The sequence below is a fragment of the Allobosea sp. 2KB_26 genome (genome assembly GCF_052115715.1).
Lineage (GTDB): Bacteria > Pseudomonadota > Alphaproteobacteria > Rhizobiales > Beijerinckiaceae > Allobosea.
Genome location: NZ_JBFRHE010000009.1, coordinates 184,347 through 202,641 on the forward strand (window position 1 = coordinate 184,347; position 18,295 = coordinate 202,641).

Here is an 18,295-nt window from a genome sequence, read left to right on the forward strand (position 1 = left end):
CTCGGGCAGAGAGGGAAGGTTGGCAGAAATCGGGTTGCCAAGTCATGCAAGCTAGCGCGGTCCGACCGGGTCTGTCCAAGCCGATTGCGGCATGAGGGGGCAGAAGCGGAGGAATGGCGTCGCGACCGCCTACAGTTGCAATCCTCGCGTCATTCTGGATCGATGGCTGCATGTCGACGCCAGATCGTTCTCGCGGTCGCGACGGCTGCAGGGTTCTGTGCCCGGGGCTTCAGCAAGAGCAGGTTCTGTCATGGTGCAGTGGCTTTCAGCCTTCATGTTCTGCGGCCTGCTCAGCGCGGCGGCCGTATTCGGCCTCCAGCTGAGGAACTGGTTGCCCGAAGAGCATCTGACCGAGCGGAACATGGACGCGCTGCGGCTGGTCACGAGTCTCCTCGTCACCTTCGCGGCGCTCATCCTCAGCCTGCAGTTGTCGAGCGTGAAGAGCGCGTTCGATATGGCGTACCGCGACCGGAACGCGGATGCCGGGCAACTGGCTCAGCTCGATCCGTGCCTCCGCAATTACGGCCCAGGGGCCGAGAAGGCCCGCGCGGATCTCCGCAGCTACACCGCTGCGGTGATCGCGAGCACCTGGCCCGACGAGGAAAGGCCGACAGGCATTGCCTATCCCGATCCCAGTACCATGGGACGCCACGGGGAAAGCCCGGCACTCAGTGTGCTGGTCAATCAGATCGGGCTCGAGATCAACGCCCTCGCCCCGGCCGGGGGGCTGCATGCGAATCTGGCCGCGGAATGCCGCGCAAATTTCATGAACCTGCAACAGCGTCGCTGGGCAGTGATCGAAGATGCGCGCGACCCGGCGTCGCGGCTGTTCACGAACATCGTGACGTTCTGGCTGATGCTGGTCTTCGTGAGCTTTGGCCTGCAGGTCCCCCGCAAGCTGCTGGCCGCCATCGTCCTGGCGATCGGGGTGGTTTCGATATCGAGCGTGATGTTCGTGATCGTTGACCTGAACTCGCCCTATGGCGGCCTGTTCGGCATCCCAAGCATATCGATGCGCAATGTGTTCGAGGCCATGAGCCGGTAGGCAGCTCGCCTCCATTGCGTGCGAGTGGTCGATCTCGCGCTTTGTCGTCGTCGCTTCCGTCGATGTCTTCGCTCGAGGGGCGAGGCGACGAATGAGATGGGACCGGATTGCTTTCCTTCTGCCAGTAACGTCGGTGCCTCATGCGGGTGGCCGCGTGGCAAGGAGGTATCTTCGATGACCCATGCTCGCGGCCGATGTTACAGGCTTTACTCATCCCTCACTGACGCCGCCTGCGCCGCTCGGCGCCGAACCCGTGACAACCCTCTGATTCCATTGCCGTCACGCGGTGCGGGCGCTGCTGGCGTGTTTCTTGATCAGCATCGAGCGCTGGGCGGACTTGCCTCCGACAGCAGGGAAGAAACGCTTATCGGGAGACGACAAGATGAAAAGACTCGCGGGCCTGACACTCGGACTGACGCTTCTTGCGATTGGCTCAGCCGGCGCGGACGTCCAGAGCAGCAAATACTACGTGTCGCCGGAGCAGCTCGACACGACCCGGTTCATGGCGCCGCCGCCATCCGCGGATACGACCCGGCGGGAGCTCGAGATCATGCTGAGCCTGCAGGAGAAGCGGACGGCCGAACAGGCCGAGAGGTCGGTCGCGGATCTCGAGCAGAGCGTCTTTCGCTTCGCCGACGTGATGGGACCCGAATTCACGGCCGAGAAACTGCCGAAAGCGGCGGTATTCTTCAAGAAAGTCTACAAGACGGAGAGCGCCTTCAACAAACAGGGCAAGGAAAAATGGGAGCGCCAGCGTCCCCCGGTGGTGGATGCTCGTCTCAAGCCGGTCGCCAAATATTCGAACAGCGGCTCCTATCCGAGCGGTCACGCCGCCTTCTCCTACCTCACCGCGATCGTGCTGGCCGATATCGTGCCGGAGAAGGGTGAGGCGATCTTCGCGCGCGCCGTCGAATTCGGCGAGAACCGGGTGATCGGCGGGGTGCATTACCCAAGCGACATCCAGGCGGGCCGGGAGATGGCCGCGATGATCGCGGTTCTCGCCTACCGGAATCCCGATTTCCAGAGGGACCTCGAAGGGGCGAAGTCCGAAATCCGCGGCGCCTTGCGACTGGCGCGTTGATTCAGCTCTCATGGCAGGTCGGTCCCGTCGCGGGGGCGACGGGGTCGTGCAATGCCGAGGGCGGCTCGCTTGCAAGGAGGCCGCCCCTGGCGTTGCCATCGCCCTCGGAGGTGGCCGCGGCCGGAACGCCCCCCACAGATCTCTTCCGGCTTGCCTCCCGTTTGCCATTCCGAAACGACCGCCGCTGCACCTTTGTGCAGCGGTCAGCGCTACGGATTCGTCGGAACGGTCCGGCATCGGAATGCACCGGAGATTTCGCGTGGAAACATCCCTCTATCTGCCGGTCAAACACTTCCTCGAAGGACTGGGCTATTCCGTGAAGGGTGAGGTCGGGCGCTGCGACCTTGTTGGTATCAAGGGCGATGATCCGGCCGTCGTCGTGGTCGGAGAACTGAAGCTGACCTTCAATCTCGAGCTCATCCTGCAGGGCGTGGATCGGATGAAGCTCGGTGACGAGATCTGGCTTGCAGCCCGGCTGTCGGCACGGGGGAAGGGACGCGAGAGCGATTCCCGCTATCGTAACCTATGCCGGCATCTCGGTTTCGGGCTTCTCGGGGTCGCCGTGTCCGGTCGCGTCGATATTCTCGTTTCGCCGGCCGCGCCGACGCCACGCAAGGATGCCAAACGGCGTTCGAAGCTCGTGGAGGAGCACAAACGGCGTCAGGGAGACCCTGTCGCTGGTGGCGGTTCGCGCGCGCCGATCATGACGGCCTATCGACAGCAGGCGCTCGCCTGCGCTGCAGCCATGACGGCAGGCCCGCAGCGGCCGCGCGATCTCAAGCCATCATGCCCGGACGCACAGAAGATTCTGCACCGCAACGTCTATGGTTGGTTCGAACGAGCCGATCGCGGCGTCTACGCCTTGACCGAAGCCGGCCGCACGGCTCTGGCGAGATGGGTGGCGCCGGCTCCGGTCCTACTCACGCCCGGGCAGCACGAAGCCGCGCCTCCGGTGGCGGACGGCAACGAGAATCTCTCCGCCGCTGCCTGCTGATCAGTCGTTCTTGCAGCCGGCCCTGCAAGGCAGTCGGGGTGGCTCAACCTAGCTGGCGCTCGCAGCGAGATAGATTTCGGCGATCCGCTCGATGCCGGCCTGGTCGGCGCTGTCGAAGCGGGAGGGGGATGGGCTGTCGAGATCGATCACGCCGATTACCTCACCGTCGCGGATCAGCGGCACGACCAGCTCCGAGCGCGAGGCTGCATCGCAGGCGATATGGCCGGGAAACGCATGAACATCGTCCACCAGCATGGATTGCCGGCGGGCGACGGCCGCGCCGCAGACGCCGCGCCCGACGGGAATGCGGACACAGGCCGGCTTGCCTTGAAAGGGCCCAAGGACGAGCTCGCCGTCCCGCATGATGTAGAAGCCGGCCCAGTTCAGATCCGGCATCATCTGGAACAGCAGTGCCGAGGTATTGGCGGCGTTGGCGACCGGGTCGCTTTCTCCTGCCAGCAGGCCCTCAAGCTGCGAGGTCAGTTCGCAGTAGAACCCGCACTTGTCGCTGCTCGCGATTGCTTGTGCCTGAAACATGGCTGCTCACCTCCGGCGCTCGCCCTTCGTCATGGGGCTCCCTAGCATCGCACAGGGGCGACAGCGAGAGCGCAATGGTGCGTGTCGGTCCACTTGGCTACAAAGGAACGCAGCGCCGGGGGGCTCTCCCTGCGTGATTCCGCACCTTGATGAAGTGATGTCCACCATGTCCGAGATCCAGCCCATTCGCGAAGCGGTCATCCCGGAGCTGCCGAACTATTATCGGGGCAAGGTCCGCGAGAATTACGATCTGCCGGACGGGCGCCGCATTCTCATCGCCACGGACCGGCTCAGCGCCTTCGATCGCGCCATCGCCTGCATTCCGTTCAAGGGGCAGGTGCTGACCCAGACAGCCCGGTTCTGGTTCGAGAGGACTGCGGATATCTGCCCGAACCACGTGCTGGAATATCCAGACCCCAACGTCGTCGTCGGCCAGAAACTCGATATCCTTCCCGTCGAGATCGTGGTGCGCGGCTATCTCGCGGGCACGACCAGCACGTCGGTGCTGACCATGTACAAGCAGGGCAGGCGGGATCTCTACGGCATCCGCTTCCCGGATGGCCTGCGCGACAACGAGGCGCTTCCTCATGCCGTCATCACGCCGACCAGCAAGGCCTTCGACGGCGGCCATGACGAGCCGCTTTCCCCGGACGAGATCGTCGGCAGCAAGCTCCTGACCCAGGAACAGTGGGATACGGTATCCGGCTATGCGCTGGCCCTGTTCGCCCGGGGGCAGGATATCGCGCGCGGACGTGGGCTCATCCTTGCCGATACCAAATACGAGTTCGGTACCGATCGGCAGGGCCGGATCATGCTGGCCGATGAGATCCATACCCCCGACAGCAGCCGCTACTGGTTCGCCGAGAGCTACCCGGCGCGCTTTGCGGCGGGAGAGCGGCCGGAGAGCTTTGACAAGGATTTCGTGCGCAACTGGGTCGCCGCACGCTGCGACCCCTACAAGGAGCCGATCCCCGAGATCCCGGACGAGCTCATCGCGCAGACCTCGCAGGTCTATATCCGCGCCTTCGAGACCATCACCGGCCAGGCCTTCGAGGCCCCTGCGGGCGACGAGCCCCCGGTCGACAGGATCCGCCGGAACCTGGCGCGCTATTTCTGAGGTCAGTTTGGGGCGCGCATTTCTCCAAGCATCGTCGGGATGAGCTCCGATACGGTCGGATGAATGGGAACAGCGCGCAGCAGCCTGTCATAGGGCGCGCCCGCATTCATCATGTCGAGGATCCCATGGATCGCCTCGTCGCCGCTCGTCCCGAGGATCGCGGCGCCGAGGATGCGGCGCGTCTCGGCATCGGCAACGACGCTCATGAAGCCGAGCGTCTCACCCCTCTCGACGGCGCGGCCGACGCGCGTCATCGGCCGGCGGCCAACCAGCAACGGCCGGCCGCTGGCGCGGGCCTGGGCAAGCGTCATGCCGACACGTCCGAGAGGCGGGTCAATGAAGAGCGCGTAGGCGGGGATGCGGTCACTGACCTTGCGCGCTTCTCCGTCGAGCAGGTTGGCGGCGACGATTTCGAAGTCGTTATAGGAGGTGTGCGTGAAGGCGCCGCGGCCATTGCAGTCGCCGATCGCCCAGATACCGGGGACATTGGTCGCCAGGCTGTCATCGACCTCGATATAGCCTCGCGCATCCGTTGCGACCCCGGCCTTGTCGAGACCGAGATCGTCCGTGTTCGGGCGGCGCCCGACGGCAAGCAGGACATGCGACCCGATGATCTCGGGTGCGCCTGCAGTGCAGTCCACGCCGACCGCGATGCCCTCGGGGTGGGGTGCGAAGCGAATGCACTCCGCGCCTGTCCGGATCTCGATCCCTTCAGCAACAAGGATATCGCGGATCGCCTCCGAGACCTCCTCGTCCTCCCGGGATACGAGATGTGGCCCCTTCTCGACGACCGTGACGGCTGCGCCGAAGCGGCGGTGCATCTGAGCGAATTCGAGGCCGATATAGCTGCCGCCGATGATGACAAGATGCTTTGGCACTGTGTCGAGCCCAAGGATCGAGGTGTTGGTCAAGTATGAAATGTCGCCGATGCCCGGCATATCCGGCACGACGGCGCGCCCGCCGACATTCAGGAAAATGCGGGGCGCGCTGATCACGTCGTCGCCTATCCGCATCCGGTCGGCACTCCCGAAGCGCGCATGCCCGGTGAGGACCGTGCAGCCCTTCATCCCGCGCAGCCAGCTCTCGATATTGCGGCGTGAAGTGGCGGAGACGAGGGCGGCTCGCTCCTTGACCTTCGGCATGTCGATGCGTGGCGGCTCGTCCAGCATGACGCCATATTCGGCACCGCGGCGCGCCAGATGCGCGGCATAGGCGCTGGCGACCAGCGTCTTGGTCGGCATGCAACCGGTGTTGACGCAGGTGCCGCCAAAGAGGTGGCGTTCGACGATCGCCACAGACATGCCGGCATCGGTCATTCGGCCTGCCAGTGAAGGTCCGGCCTGGCCGGCCCCGACGATGATGGCGTCGAAATTCCGGTTCATCGTGCGGCCACCACGATCAGCAAGGCGGCGACGATCGCCACCACGTCTTCGACCAGCGCGGCGGGCCTGTCGCGACCAAACGCTTCCGCGAGGCTGGCCCGGGCCGCGGCCCCGCCAAGCGTACCGGCGACGGCGCCGACCGCACCCGCGATCGCGCCAAGCGCCAGCGATCCGGCAGCCGCGCCGATGGCCGCGCCCGACAGGGCTCCTGTCACGATGCGGCCGCCGAACTGCGTCGGGACTTTGCGGCTTGCCGTCGAAGGCAATTTGTCGGTGATCAGCTCGCCGATGGCCAGCGCGGTCAGGATCCAGGGCGTCCAGGCATAGCCGAGGAAGGCCAGAGGGCTGGCGTCGAGGTTGATCCAGCCGAGATGGGCGGCCCAACTGACGGCGGCCGGCGCCATCATGGTGCGCAGCCCGGCCACGATCCCGATGAGCGTTGCGAGCAAGACGGCCATGGTCTTCCCTCGAACGGCAGGATCGCCGCCCAAGACAACGCTAGCTCATCGCGCAGGTCAACTCATCGCTAACCGGTCGGCTCCTTCGGGTAAGGTCAAGCATCAAACCCGGCCGCAGCGAGGTTGCCTTAAACCCCGTACTCCTTGCGCCACGTCGCGAAATCGTCGAGCGAGACGTTGGAGCCGCAGAGGATCAGGCCGACGCGCTCCCCGGGCTTGAACATCTCCTTGCGCGCCACGGCTGCGGCAACCACGCAGCCTGCCGCTGGCTCGATCAGCACTCTCCCGTTCTGCAGCACCCAGGCCATTTCGCGCACGGCCTCGGCATCGGGCACGGTGACGATCTCCTCCAGATACTGGCGCGCGGCCGCCATGGTGCGTTCGGTCGCAAAGGGGGCGCCGAGCGCGCGGGCGATCGAGGTCGGCCGGATCGGCACCGGCTTGCCGGCCTCCAGCGCCTGGGTCATCGTCGTTGCGCCCTCCGTCTCGACGCCATGAATGCGCACCGCCGGGTCGAGCCCCTTGAGAGCCGTGCCGACGCCGGCCACGAAGCCGCCGCCGCCGATCGAGATGAAGACATGGTCGAGACGCCCGCTGGCGTCATTCGCCAGTTCCAGGCCGAGCGAGCCATGGCCGGCGATGATCGCCGGATCGTCATAAGAGTGGACATTGGTCATGCCCTTCGCCGCGTACTCGTCGGCCTTGGCAAAGGCCTCGATGGCGTCCTCGCAAAGTTCGACCTCGCCGCCGGCCTGCCGGGTGAGCTCGACATTGAAGGGCGCGACATTCTTCGCCATCAGCACGAGCGCGCGGGCGCCCATCGACTTGGCGACCATCGAAACCGCGATCGCGTGGTTGCCGCCGGAAACGGTGACGATGCCGCGCTTGAGCTCGTCCTCGCTGAGCGACATCAGCTTGTTGAAGCAGCCACGCACCTTGAACGAACCGCCGAGCTGCAGGCTCTCGACCTTCACCACGGTCTCGACGCCCAGTCGCGCCGAGAGACCGGCGCTTTGGAAGGTCGGGGTGCGGCGCACCTTGCCGGAGATGCGGGTGGCGGCAGCCTGGATATCGGCGAGCGTGACGTCGAAATTCATCGGACTGGACTTCTCTCATGGTCCGGCGGCGCCGGCGTCTCGGCGCGCACATCAACGCGTCCGGCGCAGGCCGGTCAAGCCACGGCTGACGATTGACCTGGCTGTCAGGCTGCCTAGCGTGTCGGCACGAAACCTGCCTTCCCGTCTGCCTTTGGAGATTCGACCCTGTGAAATACACCCCCAAGGAAATGCTGGCGAAGCTGGTTTCGTTCAATACGGAATCGCAGCGCAGCAATCTCGAGCTCATCCATTTCTGTCGAGATTACCTCGCCAGTCTCGGCGTCGAGAGCACGATCGTTCCGAGCCCTGACGGCCAGAAGGCCAATCTCTATGCGACGGTCGGGCCGGCGGTTGCCGGCGGCGTCGTGCTCTCCGGGCATACCGACGTCGTTCCCGTCGCGGGGCAGGACTGGACCTCCGATCCCTGGACGCTGACCGAGCGCGACGGCAAGCTTTACGGCCGCGGAGCCTGCGATATGAAGGGCTTCGACGCGACCGCGCTGGCGCTTGTGCCCGAGATGATCGCGGCCGGGTTGAAGCGCCCGATCCATATCGCGCTCTCCTATGACGAGGAGGTCGGCTGTCTCGGCGCGCGGATCATGATCGATGCCATGGTCGCCGCAGGCCTCACCCCGTCGGCGGTGATCGTCGGCGAGCCGTCGATGATGCAGGTCGTCACCGGCCACAAGGGTGGCACGCGGATGAGGACGACGGTGCGCGGCCACGCGGTGCATTCGAGCCGCGTCGACATCGGCGTGCCGGCCGTCATGATCGCCGGCAAGCTGATTGCCTGGCACGACGAGGTCATGGCGGAGAACAAGACCCGGACCCCGAATGATAACGGCTTCGAACCGCCCTACACGACTTTGCATGTCGGCGTGGTCCAGGGCGGTACGGCCGTCAACATCACGGCCGAACATTGCAGCTTCACCCATGAGGTGCGCGTCATTCCCGGCGAGCGCGACCAGAATTACGTCGAGCGCTACCGCGCCTGCATCGCCGAACTCGAGGCCGGGATGAAGGCGATCGCGCCCGAGACGGGCATCGAGATGGAAGTCACCTCCTTCACGCCTGCGCTCGGACCGGAGCAGCATGGCGAGGCGGAGGCCCTGTCGCGCCGGCTGACCGGCGACAATGGCAGCCATGTCGTCGCCTATGGGACCGAGGGCGGACTGTTCCAGGCGGCCGGCTGGTCGACGGTGGTCTGCGGCCCTGGCGATATCGCCCAGGCTCACCAGCCCGACGAGTTCATCACGGTAGCCCAGCTCGATGCCGGTGCGCGGTTCATCCGTGGCGTGATCGCCGAATTGGCGCGCTGAGAGATGTTCGGCGCTATGAATTTTGGTTCATGGTGCCGATTTCTCTGATTGCGTGCAAAATTTTGGCGAAACGCGCAAGAAAGTGCAATCTGGAGTGTTTCTCATCGGCCGTACTGGACGCCGCTCAAGAAGCGTCATTAAGCTGACATCTTCTTTCGCCGGGCGCTTGGGAGGCGCCGGGCGAGAGCCGCTCCCGGGAGGAGTGGGTAGCAAAACCGATTGGGAGCGATCGAATTATGTCATTCAAGACGAACTGCCTCGCCGCGGTTGCGGCTCTGGCGCTGATGTGCGGCGCCGCGCAGGCACAGACGCTGCGCTATGCCAACCAAGGCGAGCTCAAGTCGCTTGATCCCTATACCGTCAACGAGACCACCACCAACGCCCATCTCGGCCACCCCTATGAGGGCCTGACGGCGCGCGGCAAGGACCTCAAGATCGAGCCGGCCCTCGCCGAGAAGTGGGAAGTCTCCGATGATGGCCTGAAATGGCGCTTTTTCCTGCGCAAGGGCGTGAAGTTCCACAATGGCGAGGACTTCACCGCCGATGACGTGATCTTCTCGGCCGAGCGCGTCCGCGCGCCCGGCTCGAATTTCACCACGCGTATTCCGACCGACGCCAAGTTCACCAAGGTCGATGATTACACCATCGACGTGACGCTGAGCTCGCCGAACCCGATCCTGAATGCCCAGTGGGACACCTGGTACATCATGTCGAAGAAGTGGGCGGAGGCGAATAACGCCGTCGCTCCGACCCCGGCGGCGGCGACAACACCGAGCCACGCCTCGCTCAATGCCAATGGCACCGGCCCGTTCAAGATCGAGAGCCATCAGCCCGGCGTGAAGACCGTGTTCAAGGTCAACGAGAACTGGTGGAACAAGAAGGTCGAGCACAATCTCAAGGAGATCGTGTTCACGCCGATCGCATCGGATGCGACCCGGGTCGCGGCCCTGCTCTCGGGCGAGGTCGACGTGATCGAGCCGGTTCCGATCCAGGACATCCAGCGCGTCAACAGTGCCGGCAATGTCCAGGTCATGACCGGTCCGGAACTGCGCACGATCTTCCTCGGCATGGACCAGACCCGCGACGAACTGCTCGAATCCAACGTCAAGGGCAAGAACCCCTTCAAGGACCCGAAGGTTCGTCAGGCTTTCTACCAGGCGATCGACATCGAAACGATCAAGAGCCGCGTCATGCGCGGCCTGTCGACTCCGTCGCCGCTGATGATCGCGCCGGAACTCTTCCCGCATGCCGGGTTCACGCGCGCCAAGTTCGACACCGAGGCCTCCAAGAAGCTCTTGGCCGAGGCTGGCTATCCCAACGGCTTCGAGGTCGGCATGGATTGCCCGAACGACCGCTATGTCAATGACGGCCAGATCTGCCAGGCCGTGGTCGGCATGCTGGCTCGCGCCGGCATCAAGGTGAACCTGAACGCCCAGCCGAAGGGCCAGTACTTCGCCAAGGTGCTGAAGTCGGGCGGCTACAAGACCTCGTTCTATCTGCTCGGCTGGACCCCTGGGACCTTCGACAGCCACAACGTGCTCAACGACATCCTGGGTTGCCGCGATGTCGCCGGCTCGTCGCGCGGGGAGTCGAATCTCGGCGGTTACTGCAACAAGAAGGTCGACGCGCTGACCGACAAGATCCTGGTCGAGCCCGATACCGCCAAGCGCGACGCCATGATCAAGGAAGCCTTCAAGATCACGGTGGACGAGTTCTCCTATATCCCTCTGCACCAGCAGGCTCTCGCCTGGGGCGTTTCGAAGAAGGTCAAGCTGACCCAGCGCGCCGACAACTCGGTCCTGCTCTACTACGCCACCAAGGAGTGACATGAGAGGCGCGCGGAGCGATCCGCGCGCCTTCTTTCATTCTCATCGTCATCCCGGACAGACGGTGCAGCCGCGCTGAACCAGGATCCGTTGCAGCGCATGGCGCTCCTGCCGGATTCCGGATCCCCGCGTCCTCGCGTCCGGGATGGCCGCGCGTTTTCCGACCTCGGCAGACCGGGGATTCAAGGCGGCCATGTTAGCTTTCATTCTGCGTCGGCTGTTTCAGTCGCTTCTCGTCATGCTGAGCGTGGCGCTGATCGCCTTCGCGATGTTCCGTTTCGTCGGTGATCCGGTGAACCAGCTCGTCAGCCTCGACACGCCGCAGGCGCAGGTCGAGCAGATCCGGCGCTCGCTCGGGCTCGACGACCCCGTCATTGTCCAGTTCTTCCGCTACATCTACAACGCCGCCCGGCTCGAATTCGGCGTGTCCTACCAGTTCCGGCTTCCGGTGATTTCGCTGCTGGGTGACCGGGCGCCGGCGACGCTTGAACTCGCCTTCATGTCGGCCCTGTTCTCGCTCCTCGTCGGCATTCCGATGGGCGTCTACACCGCGCTGAAGCGCGACAGCTGGCTCGCCAAGATCTTCCAGGCGGTGTCGCTGATCGGTATCAGCCTGCCGACCTTCCTGATCGGCATCCTGCTGATCTACCTGTTCTCGGTCACGCTCGGCCTGCTGCCCTCCTTCGGGCGCGGCGAGGTCGTGAAGATCGGCAACTGGTGGACGACCGGCCTGCTGACCGTGTCCGGCCTCAAGGCGTTGATCCTGCCCTCGATCACGCTCGGCCTGTTCCAGATGACGCTGATCATGCGCCTCGTCCGGGCCGAGATGCTCGAAGTGCTGCGTGCCGATTACATCAAGTTCGCCCGGGCGCGCGGGTTGCGCACCCGGACGGTCAATTTCGGCCATGCGCTCAAGAACACGCTGGTTCCGGTCATCACCATCGCCGGACTGCAGCTCGGCTCGATCATCGCCTTCGCCATCATCACCGAGACGGTGTTCCAGTGGCCGGGCATGGGCCTGCTCTTCCTGCGGGCCGTCCAGAACGTCGATATCCCGATCATGGCTGCCTATCTGATGCTGATCTCCTTCCTGTTCGTCAGCATCAACCTGGTCGTCGACCTGCTTTATGCCGCCGTCGATCCGCGCCTGCGCGCGACGATCGGTGCGCACTGAGCTGGCGGAGAGTTGAAACCATGAGCATGAACACTCAGCCGCCCGCTTCGCCCGAGAAGATCCCGACCCGCTGGGAACGCTTCCTCGACAGCGACATTCTCGCCAGCTTCCTGCGTTCCAAGGTGACGATGGTCGCTGCCTTCGTCGTGCTGCTGCTGTTCATCGGTGCGGCCTTCTCGCCCTGGATCGCACCGACCAATCCCTTCGACCCGGCTTCGGTCTTCCTCGCCGATGCCAACATCCCGCCGGCCTGGCAGCAGGGCGGGGAGGCCCGCTTCATCTTCGGCACCGACGACCAGGGCCGGGATCTCTATTCGGCCATTCTCTATGGCCTGCGTGTGTCGCTGGTGGTTGGCGGCCTCGGCGTGATCCTGGCCGCCTCGATCGGCATCACGCTCGGCCTGCTTGCAGGCTATCTCGGCGGGCGTGTCGATTCGCTGATCATGCGGATCGCCGATGTCCAGCTCACCTTCCCGGCGATCCTGATCGCGCTCCTGATCGATGGCGTCGTCCGCGGCATCTTCAAGAGCGCCTCGCGCGAGGACACGGCGATCTATGTTCTCGTGATCTCGATCGGCCTGTCCTTCTGGGTGCAATATGCCCGCACCGTGCGTGGCTCGACGCTGGTCGAGCGCAACAAGGACTATGTCCAGGCGGCACGCCTCGTCGGCTTGCCGGCGCCGCTGATCATGCTGCGCCATGTTCTGCCCAACGTCATCGGCCCGGTTCTCGTCATCCTGACGATCAATCTGGCGCTCGCCGTCATCACCGAGGCGACGCTATCCTTCCTGGGCGTCGGCCTGCCGCCGACGCAGCCCTCGCTCGGCACTCTGATCAGCATCGGCAATCGCTATCTGTTCTCCGGCGACTGGTGGATCGTCGCCTTTCCCGGTGTGACCCTGGCGATCCTGGTGCTGGCGGTGAACCTGCTCGGCGACTGGCTGCGCGATGCGCTCAATCCGCGGCTGAGGTGACCCGATGACCGTCCCCGTTCTTTCCGTCCGTGACCTGACCGTCGAATTCGTGACGCGGCGCGGCACCTTGCGCGCGCTCGACAAGATCTCCTTCGATATCGCACGCGGCGAAGTGCTCGGTGTCGTCGGCGAATCCGGCGCCGGCAAGTCCGTCACCGGGTCCGCCATCATCGGTCTGATCGACCCGCCGGGGCGCATCGCCGGCGGCGAGGTCGTGCTGTCGGGTGAACGCGTCGACAACCTGCCGCCCGAGGCCATGCGCAGGATCCGCGGCAAGCGGATCGGCATGATCTTCCAGGATCCGCTGACCAGCCTGAACCCGCTCTACCGGGTCGGCGAGCAGTTGATCGAGACGATCCGGACTCATACCAGCCTCAATGCGGCGGAGGCTCGCAAGCGCGCCATCGCCCTGCTCGACGAGGTCGGGATCCCGGCGCCGGATCGCCGGATCGACGGCTATCCGCACGAGTTCTCCGGTGGCATGCGCCAGCGTGTCGTGATCGCGCTCGCGCTCTGCGCCGAGCCGGAGTTCATCATTGCCGACGAACCGACGACCGCGCTCGATGTCTCGGTCCAGGCCCAGATCATCGCGCTGATCAAACGCCTCTGCAGCGAGCGCGGCACCTCGGTGATGCTGGTGACCCATGATATGGGCGTCATCGCCGAAACGGCCGACCGGGTTGCGGTGATGTATGCCGGGCGGATCGCCGAGATCGGGCCGGTGCGCGATGTGGTCAAGGACCCGCTCCACCCCTATGCGAAGGGGCTGATGGGCGCCATCCCCTCGATCGAGGGGGATGCCGACCGCCTCGTGCAGATTCCCGGCTCGATGCCGCGTCTCTCGGCCATTCCGCGCGGCTGCGCCTTCAATCCGCGCTGCGCCCATGCCTTCGCCCGCTGCCATGTCGAGCGGCCAGAGCTGACCAGGGTCGGCGACCGGCAGGTCGCCTGCCATCTCTACGACCAGCCCAAAGCGGAGATCGCAGCGTGAGCCAGTTCCCTCCGCCTGTGTCCCCGTTCGTCCAGGTCCGCGACCTGAAGCGCGTCTTCGACGTGTCGAAACCCTGGCTCAACCGCGTGCTCGAACACGCGCCGAAGCAGTATCTCAAGGCCGTCGACGGGGTCTCATTCGATATCCGCAAGGGCGAGACCTTCGCGCTCGTCGGTGAATCCGGTTCGGGCAAGTCCACCGTCGCGCGCATGGTGGTCGGCCTGCTGCCGCCCTCGGGCGGTACGGTCAGCATCGCCGGCATCTCGATGAACGACGTCGCGGTCGCGCAGGAGCGTCAGCGGATGCGCCGGCGCATCCAGATGATCTTCCAGGATCCCTATGCCAGCCTGAACCCGCGCTGGCGTGTCGGCCGGATCATCGCCGAGCCGATCCGCGCCTTCGACATCATCGAGGGCGAGAGCGACATCACTGCCCGCATCGGCGAATTGCTGACGCTGGTCGGCCTGCATCCCGATGACGCCAAGAAGTTCCCGCACGAGTTCTCCGGCGGCCAGCGCCAGCGCATCGCGATCGCGCGCGCGCTCGCCTCGAATGCCGAGTTCATCGTCTGCGACGAGCCGACATCGGCGCTCGATGTCTCAGTGCAGGCGCAGATCCTCAACCTGATGCGCGATCTGCAGCAGAAATTCGGGCTGACCTATCTCTTCATCTCGCACAACCTCGCCGTGGTCCGGCATATGGCCACGCGCATCGGCGTGATGTATCTCGGCCGGCTTGTGGAGGTGTCCGAGGGCAAGCAGCTCTTCTCGGCCCCGCGCCATCCCTATACCCGGATGCTGCTCGATGCGGTTCCGGATCTCGCCATGGTCGGCAAGGCGCGCGAGGGCGTGAAGGGCGAAATCCCGAACCCGATCAACCCGCCCTCCGGCTGCACCTTCCATCCGCGCTGCCCGCTGGCGTTCGGCCGCTGCAAGGTCGAAAACCCCGCGGTGATCGACGGTGTCGCCTGTCATGCCGTGAATGGCGAGCGGGCGGCAGCGGCCTGAGCCGCGCCGCTCAGAGGTCGATCAGGAGGAAGCCGGCCCGCCGGCCTTTGGCCTGCTGTTCGCGGCAGGCTGCGGCATCAATGGTGCGAGCGGTCGCTCGGTCCGGTATTGCCCGCGGGCAATCGCCGTGAACATCAGGGCGACGGAGGCGAGCGTCATCAGCCACCAGGTCTGGAAGGTGGCAAAGCCCAGCACGGCAAGCGCGAAGGCCGTGACATAGGCGGCAGTGACGCCGGCGGCGAGCGCTCCCGCCATCTGGCCCGCGGCCCTGATCGCAAAGTACAGGCAGATCGCGGCCGAAGCGGCTCCGACAAGGCCGAGCTCGTACCAGAATTCGAACAGAATGGTCGTCGGCGTGTCTTGAGGCAGGCCACCCGTCAGGCGGCCGCGCAGCACGGTGTCGAGGCCGTGCCCGGTGATCAGCTGAACCGGTTCGCGGCTGACGATGTCGGCCCAGATGCCGAGGGTGAGGGCGAGATCGTCGGGCAAGCGCGAGGCGATCGGCATCAGCAGGAAGGGCAGGAGCGGCGCCAGCAACATCAGCCCGGCAACGATCATGGCAATGGCGCGAGCGGCGACGACACGATTGGCGCTGATCGCTCCGAAGGCCACCGTGCCGCAGATCATCGCCACCGCCTCGCCATCCTCGAAGCGGGTCATGGCAAGCAGGCCGACGGCGAGTGCGAGGCCCAGCGCGCTCAGGCCGCGCGCACGCGAGAGGAGCCAGGCGAAGGCGGGCCACGACATGATCAGCACGACGCTGACGCCGCGCTCGACGCCCGGGGAGACGCCGGCAGTGCTCATATTCCCGGCGACCAGCAGCGCGAGCGCAAACAGCGCGGCGATACCGGTGCCGAGCGGAACGAGGTTGAGGTTCGAGGCACGCATCCGCTCCGGCAGCGCCGCCGCACCGCAGAAACCGAGCGCCACGGCAAGGAGCAGATTGGTGGCTTTCTCGGTCGCCGAAAGCGTGTAGGGGCTCCAGACCAGCGAGAGCACAGCCCATGCCACGAGGCCCATCAGGATCATGCCCGGCCGGCTCAGCAGAGAAGCCTTCAGGTTCCTGCCGAACTGCCCCCGCTCCTCGATCAGCGAGGCAATGATGAGCAACGCGACCCCTATCGGCGTAAGCACGACGGCAGCGCGGCGCGATACCAGCGACGCAATCGGCAGTGCCAGCGCAAGCGTGGCGAAGCCGATGCGACGCAGCAGCAAGGCCGCGTCTGCGGCAGGGTCAATCGGGGCACTGGCGTTGTGGCGGATCATGGACGGCAACCGAACAAACGGCTTTGACCGGAGAACACGCCGGACGTCAGCCCCGCAGCACCCTAGCCCGTGGCAGCCCGCGCGACTGTAGGTGCGCTGCAACACTGAGCCGGCATCTGACGCAGGGCCATGACGGCATGATAGCACCTTGCGATCAGGGTTCTGGCTGGGGATGATGTTTCGTGGGATGGAGGAATGATGAATACGCTTGCCGCAATCGTCTACGCCTCCGGCTTCCAGATCGATGCGTTCTTGGGGGGCGTTGCCGGCCAGATGAAGCAGCAGGGGCTGAAGCTCGGCGGTGTCATCCAGCACAATAGCGATGATTGCGGGGATGACTGTCACTCCATGGCGTTGGAGGACCTCGCGAATGGCAGGCGTTTTCCGATCAGCGAGGACCGCGGCGCAGGCGCATCGGGCTGCCGGCTTGACGTTGCCGGCCTTGCAGCAGCGGGAGGAGCGGTCGCGGCCGCCCTGACGGACAGCATCGATCTCGTGATCGTCAATAAATTCGGGCGGCAGGAGCTGCTTGGTCAAGGCCTGCGCCAGGAGATCGCGGCCGCGGCGCTGTCGGGCCTGCCGGTGCTGATCGCCGTCCGCGAGGATTTCGTTGCGGCCTGGCGCGAATTTGCCGGCGATGACTGGACTCCATTGCCGCCTGAGATCCGAGCCGTGGAGATCTGGGCTGCGGCTCGGCTCGGAGTTCCGGCGTGAGGCAGGAGGCCGCCGGCCGTGAGCGTGAGATGCGGCATTTGCAGGCCATGTTATGAACAGCCCCTCCACAATTGGTCTCCTCCTCGCCGGGGGGCACGCCCGTCGCATGGGCGGCGGCGACAAGCCGCTTCGGTTGATCGCCGGGCGCAGCCTCCTCGCCCATGTCGTCGATCGGCTGGGGCCGCAATGCGACGGACTTCTGATCAGCGCCAATGGCGACCCGGAGCGCTTTGCTGATTTCGGCTTGCCGGTGGTCGCCGACAGCGTGCCCGGTTTCGCAGGGCCGCTCGCCGGCATCCTGGCCGGGCTCGACTGGATGGCCGTGAACCACCCTGGCCATGTCTGGATGGTCAGCGTTGCGGCGGACACGCCCTTCATCCCGCGAAATCTCGTGCAACGGCTCCATGCGGCGCGCGCAGCGGCCAATGTTCCGCTGGCCTGTGCTGCATCGGGCGGCTGGGACCATCCGGTGATCGGGCTGTGGCCGGTCGCGCTGCGTGACGACTTGCGGCAGGCACTCATCGTCGAGGATGAGCGCAAGATCGGCCGCTGGACGGCGCGCCATGGTGTTGCAGCGGTGGAGTGGCCGGTCGAGCCGGTTGACCCCTTCTTCAATGCCAATCGTCCTGACGACCTGGTCGAGGCCGAACAGCTTCATGCCCGGCTGAGCGATGCGTGATGGTGGTTGGGGCGCTTACTGTCCCAGCGAGCAGCAGAATCCGGCGCTGAAGGCGCGTGCTGGCTTCTCGACGGAAGCGCCGAGGGGCTTCGGAAACCATCGGGCAGTGTCAATCTGGCGTGCTCAGGCTTCGATCTCGGGTTTTCTTCCTCGCGCTTGCGATGGCGTCGACATCGACCAATCGATGCCGTCAGCCTTCCAGTAGCGCTTTGAGACGCCTCAGATCGCTCGCGACCCAGTCGGAATCGCGAGCGAAATCATCGTCGCTCATCTCAGGTCGCTTGTAGAGAGTGAAGATCACCTCGCTGCCATTGCCATTGGCGACGACGCGCATTGGGTTGTGCATCGGCTCCCCGTGATCGGGGATCACGGCATGGTCGAGCACACCGTAAGGATTGGGTTCGCTGAACAGGATGCGCATCAGGCCCATCGGGGTCTCGGCCGCCCAGGTCATGCCTTCGATATGCCTGAAACTATGGCCCAGCCCTTCGGCCCATTTCGGGAAGTTCCTGGGCTCCGCCAGAAAGCCATAGACCTGCTCGATCGGCCTGCCGATCGAGATGCTGATATGGCGTGCGGGCTGAACGGGCATGGAATGACCTCCTCTCGACCAAACTAGAACAAAAGAAGAACG

General features: G+C 65.1%; 18 protein-coding genes. 12 read left to right on the plus strand and 6 right to left on the minus strand.

Features of this window, described 5'->3' with window-relative positions; translation table 11 throughout:
• Nucleotides 1-250 precede the first annotated feature (250 nt).
• The 3 genes from AB4099_RS22775 (at nt 251) to AB4099_RS22785 (ending at nt 3,120) form a co-directional block, all read left to right on the plus strand.
• Nucleotides 251-1,045: a bestrophin-like domain gene (locus AB4099_RS22775; protein WP_441479717.1), complete on the plus strand. Its 795-nt coding sequence runs from the start codon at nt 251-253 to the stop codon at nt 1,043-1,045.
• 382 nt (nt 1,046-1,427) lie between these two features.
• On the plus strand, nt 1,428-2,126 hold the full coding sequence (locus AB4099_RS22780) for an acid phosphatase (RefSeq protein ID WP_113515283.1): 699 nt from the start codon (nt 1,428-1,430) through the stop codon (nt 2,124-2,126).
• A gap of 259 nt (nt 2,127-2,385) precedes the next feature.
• Complete coding sequence (locus tag AB4099_RS22785; protein ID WP_441479718.1) at nt 2,386-3,120, plus strand: DUF2161 domain-containing phosphodiesterase; 735 nt, start codon at nt 2,386-2,388, stop codon at nt 3,118-3,120.
• A 48-nt stretch (nt 3,121-3,168) separates the two neighbouring features.
• On the opposite strand, the gene AB4099_RS22790 is transcribed toward AB4099_RS22785, so the two are convergent.
• Nucleotides 3,169-3,657 (minus strand): GAF domain-containing protein, encoded by a 489-nt coding sequence (locus tag AB4099_RS22790; RefSeq protein ID WP_441479719.1) that lies wholly within the window; start codon nt 3,655-3,657, stop codon nt 3,169-3,171.
• A gap of 166 nt (nt 3,658-3,823) precedes the next feature.
• Between AB4099_RS22790 and AB4099_RS22795 the strand changes: the two genes are divergently transcribed.
• Nucleotides 3,824-4,774: a phosphoribosylaminoimidazolesuccinocarboxamide synthase gene (locus tag AB4099_RS22795; protein WP_441479772.1), complete on the plus strand. Its 951-nt coding sequence runs from the start codon at nt 3,824-3,826 to the stop codon at nt 4,772-4,774.
• A gap of 2 nt (nt 4,775-4,776) precedes the next feature.
• Here AB4099_RS22795 and AB4099_RS22800 read toward each other — a convergent pair whose 3' ends face one another.
• The 3 genes from AB4099_RS22800 to AB4099_RS22810 form a co-directional block, all read right to left on the minus strand.
• Nucleotides 4,777-6,156 carry an FAD-containing oxidoreductase gene (locus tag AB4099_RS22800; RefSeq protein ID WP_441479720.1) on the minus strand — a complete coding sequence of 460 codons (1,380 nt, stop codon included), beginning with the start codon at nt 6,154-6,156 and terminating at the stop codon, nt 4,777-4,779.
• A complete protein-coding gene (locus AB4099_RS22805) occupies nt 6,153-6,614 on the minus strand; it encodes a DUF4126 domain-containing protein (protein ID WP_441479721.1) in 462 nt (153 codons plus the stop codon). Before AB4099_RS22805 ends, AB4099_RS22800 begins: the two co-directional genes overlap by 4 nt.
• Before the next feature lie 128 nt (nt 6,615-6,742).
• On the minus strand, nt 6,743-7,711 hold the full coding sequence (locus AB4099_RS22810) for a threonine ammonia-lyase (protein ID WP_113515288.1): 969 nt from the start codon (nt 7,709-7,711) through the stop codon (nt 6,743-6,745).
• A gap of 167 nt (nt 7,712-7,878) precedes the next feature.
• On the opposite strand from AB4099_RS22810, the gene argE reads away from it, so the two are divergent.
• From argE to AB4099_RS22840, 6 genes are all read left to right on the plus strand, one after another.
• Nucleotides 7,879-9,030 (plus strand): acetylornithine deacetylase, encoded by a 1,152-nt coding sequence (gene argE, locus AB4099_RS22815; protein WP_441479722.1) that lies wholly within the window; start codon nt 7,879-7,881, stop codon nt 9,028-9,030.
• Nucleotides 9,031-9,266: 236 nt separating this feature from the next.
• Nucleotides 9,267-10,856: an ABC transporter substrate-binding protein gene (locus AB4099_RS22820; protein WP_113515290.1), complete on the plus strand. Its 1,590-nt coding sequence runs from the start codon at nt 9,267-9,269 to the stop codon at nt 10,854-10,856.
• 193 nt (nt 10,857-11,049) lie between these two features.
• On the plus strand, nt 11,050-12,030 hold the full coding sequence (locus tag AB4099_RS22825) for an ABC transporter permease (protein ID WP_441479723.1): 981 nt from the start codon (nt 11,050-11,052) through the stop codon (nt 12,028-12,030).
• A gap of 20 nt (nt 12,031-12,050) precedes the next feature.
• On the plus strand, nt 12,051-13,004 hold the full coding sequence (locus AB4099_RS22830; protein WP_441479724.1) for an ABC transporter permease: 954 nt from the start codon (nt 12,051-12,053) through the stop codon (nt 13,002-13,004).
• 4 nt (nt 13,005-13,008) lie between these two features.
• Nucleotides 13,009-13,995, plus strand: coding sequence for an ABC transporter ATP-binding protein (locus AB4099_RS22835; protein ID WP_441479725.1), 987 nt, complete (start codon nt 13,009-13,011; stop codon nt 13,993-13,995).
• Between the two features lie 17 nt (nt 13,996-14,012).
• On the plus strand, nt 14,013-15,002 hold the full coding sequence (locus tag AB4099_RS22840) for an ABC transporter ATP-binding protein (protein WP_441479773.1): 990 nt from the start codon (nt 14,013-14,015) through the stop codon (nt 15,000-15,002).
• 21 nt (nt 15,003-15,023) lie between these two features.
• Here the strand turns inward: AB4099_RS22840 and AB4099_RS22845 are convergent, their stop codons facing one another.
• Nucleotides 15,024-16,268, minus strand: a complete 1,245-nt coding sequence (locus AB4099_RS22845; RefSeq protein ID WP_441479726.1) for a peptide ABC transporter permease — start codon at nt 16,266-16,268, stop codon at nt 15,024-15,026.
• 195 nt (nt 16,269-16,463) lie between these two features.
• Here AB4099_RS22845 and AB4099_RS22850 point away from each other — a divergent pair, with 195 nt between their 5' ends.
• Both AB4099_RS22850 and mobA read left to right on the plus strand, forming a co-directional pair.
• Nucleotides 16,464-16,982: a DUF2478 domain-containing protein gene (locus AB4099_RS22850; RefSeq protein WP_441479727.1), complete on the plus strand. Its 519-nt coding sequence runs from the start codon at nt 16,464-16,466 to the stop codon at nt 16,980-16,982.
• A 52-nt stretch (nt 16,983-17,034) separates the two neighbouring features.
• On the plus strand, nt 17,035-17,661 hold the full coding sequence (mobA, locus tag AB4099_RS22855; RefSeq protein ID WP_441479728.1) for a molybdenum cofactor guanylyltransferase MobA: 627 nt from the start codon (nt 17,035-17,037) through the stop codon (nt 17,659-17,661).
• A gap of 190 nt (nt 17,662-17,851) precedes the next feature.
• On the opposite strand, the gene AB4099_RS22860 is transcribed toward mobA, so the two are convergent.
• The gene (locus AB4099_RS22860; RefSeq protein ID WP_441479729.1) at nt 17,852-18,253 is read right to left on the minus strand and encodes an SRPBCC family protein; all 402 of its coding nucleotides are present in this window, start codon (nt 18,251-18,253) and stop codon (nt 17,852-17,854) included.
• Nucleotides 18,254-18,295 lie beyond the last annotated feature (42 nt).